Raw genomic sequence first — 6,076 nt, 5'->3', positions numbered from 1 at the left:
GGATCAATTTCAATTGGCAAACGGGGGCAATTTCAATTGGCGGAGGGGATCAGTTTCGATTGGCGAACAGGGGTCAACGAGGAGAGGATTTTCCAACTAATCAACAGAAAGGCGAAACACACCCTTTTTTACAATTTGCCCGAAAAAAAATACACCTGCACTTTTTCCTGGGAAACAGGAAGAAATACAGGTTAATTTCGTCTTGATTTTGCTTTATGACAGCAATACCCAGGCTGGGTATAATAATGCGTCAGCGGCTTTATTTTCAGCCATTTTCCAGACAGCCGCAGATACGGTCGGCTGTGTAATGTAACTGTACCACTCCATTACTGTAAATAGTGTGATTTTGAAGCGTCCAGTCCTGTATCTGTTTTACATTGCTGAACATCGGCAGGCCAACGCCGAAGGTTACAGGAAGAATATTTAAGATAATTTCATCTATCAGCCCTTGCGACATAAACCGGGTAATAATACCCTGGTCGCCAGCCAACCAAATATCCCCGTCCGTTCTCTCGCGTAATTGATCGACAACCTTTTTATAGTCATAACCATTATCATCCGTAATGATAAAGTCGGCTTTTACATCCGGGGCAAGGTTGAAACTCCGGGGCGTAAGTATATAACACATTTTATCCCCAAAAGGCCAAACATCCGAAGCCTGTAAAGTTGCATGATATATTCCACTCATTACAGCGCAGCTTACGGAATCCCGGAATTGATGAAAGCCGTAACCGTTCTCAATCGGTTGGCTGCCTTCCGGGAGCCAAGCGGTATAATCTCCTGCCTTTGGCACATACCCATCCAGCGACATAAAGGAGAAGGTCTTAATCTTATTTGTTTTGTTCATTGCATTGTCATTTACCCAAATTATTCCCGATAATAAAAGAGGCGTGGAAATCACGCCGCTTATCGGGAGGTACTGACAATACCTTAAACGAGACAACGCAACTCCACGCCAAAATGCGTGAATATCGCGCTTGTTAATCCTCGTTTATCCGTTAAATGTCAGTTTTCCCGATAAAAAGAAAAAGCGTATATTCATTTCCGGCAGCCCCAAGCGGATAAGATTCGCAAGGTAGCATACCGTATCATATCTTTAATTTACATCATAAAGGCAAATTTTAATTGGTGGTACAAATTTACATTATTTTCTCCATATACGCATTATCTCCTTCTCCTTTCATTACTCCGCTTCATTCTCTGCAATAGTGCATCTTTCAAAGCGTCCAGGAAAGGTGTCGGGTCGTTGCGTGTTCTCATTTCCGCAAAGGCACTCGATACATTACCCAAATCCACACCGAGAAGCCGTTGAATTACTGTAACTACCCTCTTTAGAGGTATGCTGCCAAAAGCCCGAAATGAATCGAGAGCATAAAGAAGTTCGATCAAAAATGTTTTTTTGGTAGTCCAGGATAGTTGTGCCTTATCTTCATGCGGACGCTCCAATTCATCCAGTTGCGATTTTATTAATATCTCCAACCGTTCATTAGCTATCATCTTCGCCATTTTATAATCACAGTTGGTTGAATATTTAGGTTCTCGCTCACTTAAAGAAGGCTCCAAATACTGTAAACCCAAAACAAACTTATCACGGGTAAAATAATTTACATCGTTTTCAGTTGCCCCTAAACGATAATAACTGTAAAATTCCGGCCTCCGGTCAATATAGTCCTGCAAATTCTCCAGTTCTTTGTTAAGGTAATCTCGCTGTATTGACACGCCACCCACAGGACGGTTCATTTCTATATTATATATCTGGCAATAGTAAATCATTTGTGATATTAAGGAGGGTTTAGCGTTCTTGAAAAAGTGAATTTCTTCCTGTTCATCCTTAAAATCATACTCGATGATAAAGGTTTTTAATTCCAAATTAGCCTCGGCAAGAACAAGGGCGCTCGAAAACGCCCTTTTCAAAACATCTTTTTCCACTGTTTCTAATTGACGGATTTTTTGTGCCGTTTCTTTATTCAAATTATGCAGGAAGTCATCTAACATATTATTTACAGGTTATTAGTATGTCCGCTTAAAAGTTTTCTTTCCGGCAAAAACGGAATTGCCTTTAAGTCGTTTTTCAATACGCAGGAATTGATTAAATTTCTCAATCCGTTCTCCTCGGCATCCGCTTCCAGTTTTGATATGTCCGGCGTTCAATCCTACTGTGAGATCAGAAATGAATGTATCGACAGTTTCTCCGCTGCGGTGCGAAACAAAACAGTTATAGCCGTTTTGCCTTGCTAATTCCATAGTTTCCAGCGTTTCGCTAACCGTGCCGATCTGGTTCAGCTTTATAAGGATAGAATTGGCAACGCCTTTGTCTATGCCCTCCTGTAAAATGGCCTTATTAGTGCAGAAAATATCATCCCCGACAAGTTCCACGCGATTACCGAGGGCTTTTGTAAGGTTTTGCCAACCCGTCCAGTCATTTTCTGCCAGTCCGTCCTCTAACAATACTATCGGATATTGGCGCACCCAATCCTCCCACAGTTTTATCATTTCGTCGCTTGTAAGCAGTTTCCCTGTACTTTTGAACAGTTTGTATTTGCCGTTCTCCCATAATTCGCTCGTCGCCGGATCGAGGCAAATACTAACGTCAGTACCAGGCGTGTAGCCTGCTTTTGTAATTGCTTCCAATATTACTTCTACCGCTTCCTCGTTGGATTTAAGATTAGGCGCAAAACCGCCTTCATCACCTACGCCCGTGCTGTAACCTTTGGCGTTCAACACTGACTTTAACGTATGGAAAACCTCTTCGCCCATGCGGATAGCCTCGGCAAAAGACGGGGCATTATGCGGGGCTATCATAAACTCCTGAAAGTCCACATTATTATCGGCGTGTTTACCGCCGTTTATCACGTTCATACACGGCACGGGCAATACATAGGCGTTGCTCCCGCCGAGATACTGATATAGCGGCAGCCTCATACTTTGCGCCTTTGTACGTGCATAGGCCATTGATACCGCAAGAATGGCATTTGCTCCTAATTTCGCCTTGTTAGGCGTTCCGTCCAGTTCGATCATAGCATAATCCAGTTCCCGCTGACTGGCAAAACTTTCTCCAACTATTGCCCTGGCAATGGTTTTGTTTACATTTTCAACGGCTTTTAATACCCCTTTACCGCCATAGCGTTGTTTATCGCCGTCCCGTAATTCTACGGCCTCACGTTCCCCGGTCGATGCACCGCTGGGAACCATTGCCCGTGCTTGTGTTCCATCCTCTAATGTAATGTCCGCCTCAATAGTCGGATTGCCTCTTGAATCGAGTATCTCGATTGCTTCTAAATTCGTAATTTTCATGACATTAATTTTTTAAAAATTATATTTCATTCCGAGCGTTACCACTTGCGTTTCGTAGTAATTCTCTTTCTGCATTGTTAAATTCTGCCCGTTAATTGTCTGTTTGATCTCAAAGGTATTAAGTATGTCTGTAGCCGATAGGGAAAATTCCGCTTTGCCGCCAAAAGCCTTTTTGCGAATACCTAAGTCGAATGAACCTCGTCCGGCAATCTCCCCCTGCGGAATAATATCTTTTGCATAATAGATATAAGAGGCTTGCAAGTCGAAATCTTTAGGGAGTTTTACCGAAGTATTCAGTTTCAAATTCCATGTATTACCTTTGGTTTTCCCGAACGAGAAAGGTTGATCGACAGGGTAAATTATAGTGCCCTCGAAAGCGTCTATAATATTTCTGTACCAATTAAACCCTGCATTGAAATTCCATTTTTTGGTTATCTGCTGTTCAATTATTACCTCTGCCCCATAGTTTTGCCCTTTGTTGAGGTTTTGTGTTACAGCATTTATTATTTCCGGCTGAGACGGGTCGCTGGCATATATTCGAGTAAATATATCGCTGATGTCTTTATAATAACCCGAGACGAACACCGAGCCTCCGTTCCAGGAGGTTTTGTACGCGATTTCAAAAAGCTGGGTAAACTGCGGTTTCAGATATGGGTTGCCCGTTTTCAATATTTCCGGATCATCATATTTAGGAAACGGTCGCAGGTCAAATTCTCCCGGACGATCTACCCGGCGATTATAGAACAAGGATAATTTATGATCTTCGGCCAAACGGAACGAAACGCGAACATTGGGAAACAGCGAAAGTTTATCGTATGACTGATTGCGGTTATAATAGGCGTTGGCGGGGTCGATATGATATTTAATAACCGCTTCTTCCGCCCGTAATCCCGCCTCCACATCAATAAATTTGGACTCGAAAACATAATTGGCGTACAGAGCATAAATATCTTCCTTATATTCAGACCATTTGCCGAGGTCAGGGTCGAGAATGGAATTTGCGCCGGGGAATATATCATAAGTGATAGGGATTGAGCGCAACTGCACTTTCGTTCCGGCTTCGATGCGACCAGCAAATAGTGGCTTAACGTAATCTATATTAAGGCTGGCTATTTTTTCCTTGGCGATAAGCCGGGTTTCATCGGTCGAATTGCGCACGGCGGTCGAATCCGTAAAAGGAAATAACTCATCTTCCACGCCGTGAGTGTAAAGGATCGTGGCTTCGAGTACGTGCCCTGCCTGTGCGAATTTGTGCCTGTAGTTCGCACTGTAATTCATGGCCCAAGTGCGCTCGTCCTCCGCCCACGTCCAAAACCTTTTACGCCCGCTACCGTCCACATAGTCATAAGGTACATGACCCCGATCTATATGGTATTCATCCTCGAACAGTCCGAAAAACGTAAGCTGGTCGTTATCGCCGATGAACCAATCCATACCGAATTTTACGGTATATTGTTGCTGGCTTCGGTTTTCGAGAAACTGGGAGATAACGTCGTCCGTCCCGTCCGTATATTTCCGGGTGGTAAACTCGTTGCAATTCACTTTCCGGCGGAACATTGCGTCCGATTGCAGGAACAGGTTTACTTTATCGGTACGGTAGTTAAGACTGACGGAAGGGTTGTATTTGGGCGTGAGCGAATACTTATCCATTATGCCGGGCAAATTGCTTTTTCTCTTTGTCAGTTCGCCCAACCCGAAATTAAACCCGACCTCGCCATTAAATCCGGTTTTTGTTTCTTCCTTATATATGATATTGACGATGCCAGCCATTCCTTGCGCGTCAAATTTCGCTGACGGGTTATTGACTATCTCTATGCGGGCAATATTGGAGGCCGAAATATTATCAAGCCCTTTTTGATTGCCAAATCCGGTCAGCGACGATTGTCGTCCATCAATCAACACCAATACTTTGTCGCTTCCCCTCAACAATACCTTACCCTCCTGATCAACCGTAACACCCGGTAGGTTGCGCATTGCTTCAAGTACCGAACCGCCGGATTGCGATATATTATCTTGCAAACTATACGTTTTCTTTTCGAGCCTGCCCGAAACAATATCCGCCCGTCCTGTTATGACAACCTCGCCGATTAAAGCGACATTCTCGGCAAGCATTATATCGCCGATGTCATAAATATTGTTTATCTCACCAATCGCTACCGTCAGGCTGTCCGAGTGATAACCAATATAAGAAAACAGGAATGTATAAGTACCTTTTTTAAGGTCAGTTACAGTAAAACGACCGTCAGTTCCGGTAATTACCCCTGTTAACATACTACCATTATTATTAAGAACCGAAACAGAGGTATAATCCATAGGAGTTTTGGATGCTTTATCCATTACCCTGCCGGAAACGACTGATTGCGCATAAAGACCAGAGAACATTCCACAAAACATGAAAAAGAAAATAATTTGGAGTTTCATTTTTTCGATTTTATAAATTTGACAATTCGATTATTTCCTGTTTTTCCACCGCAATTATCCGGGTATTTTCCAGCAGTTGTTTGGCGGTTTTTAGAAATGTACTAATGTTGTCGGCGGTGTCGGTTATTTCAAGGCATTGCGGCTTGCGGGGCGAAGGAATTTCACTAATGCCCCATTGGATTGCTTGCCCATTCAGGTAGCCCGCCTCAACATTAAAGAATATTACCTGTTGTAACCCTGCCTCTTTGCATCGTTTCATTAAGCGATTGGCAAGCCTGTTGTTCCATGCACGTTGCCATCGGGTAAGTCCCCCGGCTTTCGTGCCGTATTCAAAATAAATTCGTATTGTTCTCATACGCTA

At 43.3% G+C, this 6,076-nt stretch carries 6 protein-coding genes; 1 reads left to right on the top strand and 5 read right to left on the bottom strand.

The window, feature by feature from the left end:
* Positions 1-206, top strand: a 206-nt coding sequence (locus M2137_RS13815; protein WP_280767032.1) for a hypothetical protein, incomplete at its 5' end; no start/stop codon positions are given.
* Between the two features lie 59 nt (positions 207-265).
* On the opposite strand, the gene M2137_RS13810 is transcribed toward M2137_RS13815, so the two are convergent.
* The 5 genes from M2137_RS13810 to M2137_RS13790 all read right to left on the bottom strand — a co-directional run bounded on the left by M2137_RS13810 (position 266) and on the right by M2137_RS13790 (position 6,070).
* On the bottom strand, positions 266-847 hold the full coding sequence (locus M2137_RS13810) for a dihydrofolate reductase family protein (RefSeq protein ID WP_280745502.1): 582 nt from the start codon (positions 845-847) through the stop codon (positions 266-268).
* Between the two features lie 317 nt (positions 848-1,164).
* Positions 1,165-1,995, bottom strand: a complete 831-nt coding sequence (locus M2137_RS13805; RefSeq protein ID WP_280745503.1) for an RteC domain-containing protein — start codon at positions 1,993-1,995, stop codon at positions 1,165-1,167.
* A gap of 15 nt (positions 1,996-2,010) precedes the next feature.
* A complete protein-coding gene (gene eno, locus M2137_RS13800) occupies positions 2,011-3,294 on the bottom strand; it encodes a phosphopyruvate hydratase (protein WP_280745504.1) in 1,284 nt (427 codons plus the stop codon).
* Between the two features lie 12 nt (positions 3,295-3,306).
* A complete protein-coding gene (locus M2137_RS13795) occupies positions 3,307-5,715 on the bottom strand; it encodes a TonB-dependent receptor (protein ID WP_280745505.1) in 2,409 nt (802 codons plus the stop codon).
* 10 nt (positions 5,716-5,725) lie between these two features.
* Positions 5,726-6,070, bottom strand: a complete 345-nt coding sequence (locus M2137_RS13790) for a DUF190 domain-containing protein (protein WP_280745506.1) — start codon at positions 6,068-6,070, stop codon at positions 5,726-5,728.
* Positions 6,071-6,076 lie beyond the last annotated feature (6 nt).

Origin of the sequence: Parabacteroides sp. PFB2-10, from assembly GCF_029893085.1 — a bacterium.
Classification (GTDB): Bacteria; Bacteroidota; Bacteroidia; order Bacteroidales; family Tannerellaceae; genus QVMG01.
This window is presented reverse-complemented; position numbering and strand designations above follow the sequence as displayed.